Genomic DNA, 1,797 nt, shown 5'->3' with positions numbered 1-1,797 from the left:
CAGCCGTTCTTGCGGACGATGCGGATGGCGTCCAGGCGGTTGCGGGCTCCGGTCTTCATGATGACCGTCGACAGATAGTTACGGACGGTTCCGCCGGAGAGGTACAGCCGGTCCGCTATGTCGGCCACCGAGTCGCCCTCCGCGGCCAGGCCCAGGACCTCCAGCTCTCGGGTGCTCAGTTGCCTGTCCGTGTTCAGCGACGCCGTCTGCAGGCGCGGGTGGACGATGCGCTCGCCGGCCGCCAGGCGGCGGACCGAGTCGGCCAGCAGGGTGTCCGACGCGTCCTTCAGCAGGAAGCTGAGGTCGCGGGCTCGGCGGCGAGGCGGGAGCATGCCTCGCTTGCTCGGGTCGCAGAGCATCAGCACCGAGCAGGAGGGCGCCTTGGCGCGGAGCTCGGCCGCCACCGGGAGCACCTGGCTCACCATGTACTCCGTGTCGATGACGATGACCTGCGGGGCGAGGGCCGCCGCGGTGTCGACGACGCCCGCGTCGAAGGGGACCGTGCCGAGCACCTCGATGTCGGGCTGTGAGTTGAGTAGCTGGCGGACCGGGACGCCGAAATATCCCGTGTCGCGCACGATCAGGAGCCCGATCATCCAGATCACCTCGCCCGTTCTCTGGCCTGCATCACGAGGCTAATCGGTCGAGTCACGCCCCGCACAGTCCACCGGAAGAGCGGCAGGGATCTCACATCTCCGCGTGACTCATTGGTGATCTACCCTAAACCGCCTGCTCAACACCCGCGTCGCCGTCCGGGATGGACGATCAACTTTCCGCCCCGTCTCCCGGTATGTCCGATAAAGCCTGACCGAACGTCCGAGAGGGTTATGTCGGAGTGACCATCCGGCGACTCACTGCACGGGGAACCAAACCGGCAAATCAGCCGGTGGTCCCCTTGAACCACGGCACGGCGAGCCGCTCGATCAGGACGACGACGTAGAAGAGCACGATGCTCATCAGGGCGAGCAGGGTGATCGCGGCGAACTGCATCCCGGTGTCGGCGCCGGAATTCTGCACCACGTAGCCGAGCCCCTCCGAGGCCCCGAAGAGCTCGCCGACCAGAGCGCCGATCACCGCCAGCGGCATCGCCACCTTGAGCCCGACGAAGATCTGGGGAAGCGCGCCGGGCAGCCGGATGCGGCCGAACATCTGCGCGCGCGAGGCGGACAGCGACCGGGCCATCTCCGCCAGGTCGGCCGGTGTGGACACCAGGCCGGCGGTGGTCGACAGGATGATCGGGAAGGCGCACATCAGCACGACCAGGACGATCTTGGGTCCCGGGCCGAAGCCCATCCAGGCCACCAGCAGCGGGGCGAAGGCCAGCTTGGGCACCGCGTTCAGCGCCACGAGCGCCGGCATGAACGTCTGCTCGACGATGCGCGAGGCGGCCAGCAGGGTGCCGATCGTGAGGCCGATGACCACGGCCAGGCCGAATCCCTGGGCCGTCTCGGTCAGCGTGACCCACGCATTCTGCAGCAAATAGGATGCCTCGCCGGTGAACGCGGTGAAGACCTCGAGCGGGGTCGGCGCGAGGTAGGACTCGATGCCGAAGACGATCAGCGCCAGCCACCACACGCCGATGAGGATCGCCCCGCCGAGCAGGCCCAGGAGGACCGCGGTGGGCGCGCCGACCGCGCGCTGCTTCGGCTCGGTCTCTGTGGTGGTCACCGGCTACTCCTTGACGCAGGGGCGGCCGGCCTCGGGGTTGCGGGCGCCCCCACAACCCAAAAACGTCAGCTCGTAGCCCCCGTGTTGAAGGTGATTTAGTGCATTGGGGTTTTAGTGGGGGGGGTAGCG

At 67.8% G+C, this 1,797-nt stretch carries 2 protein-coding genes; both read right to left on the bottom strand.

Annotated elements, in window-relative coordinates; all coding sequences use genetic code 11:
* Positions 1-596 (bottom strand): response regulator transcription factor (locus tag AB0M20_RS41475; RefSeq protein WP_364306812.1); only part of this gene is annotated, 596 nt, incomplete at its 3' end.
* A gap of 283 nt (positions 597-879) precedes the next feature.
* The gene (locus AB0M20_RS41470) at positions 880-1,668 is read right to left on the bottom strand and encodes an ABC transporter permease (RefSeq protein ID WP_364306811.1); all 789 of its coding nucleotides are present in this window, start codon (positions 1,666-1,668) and stop codon (positions 880-882) included.
* Positions 1,669-1,797 lie beyond the last annotated feature (129 nt).

The sequence above is a fragment of the Actinoplanes sp. NPDC051633 genome, from assembly GCF_040681735.1.
In the GTDB taxonomy this organism is placed as follows: domain Bacteria; phylum Actinomycetota; class Actinomycetes; order Mycobacteriales; family Micromonosporaceae; genus Actinoplanes.
This window is presented reverse-complemented; position numbering and strand designations above follow the sequence as displayed.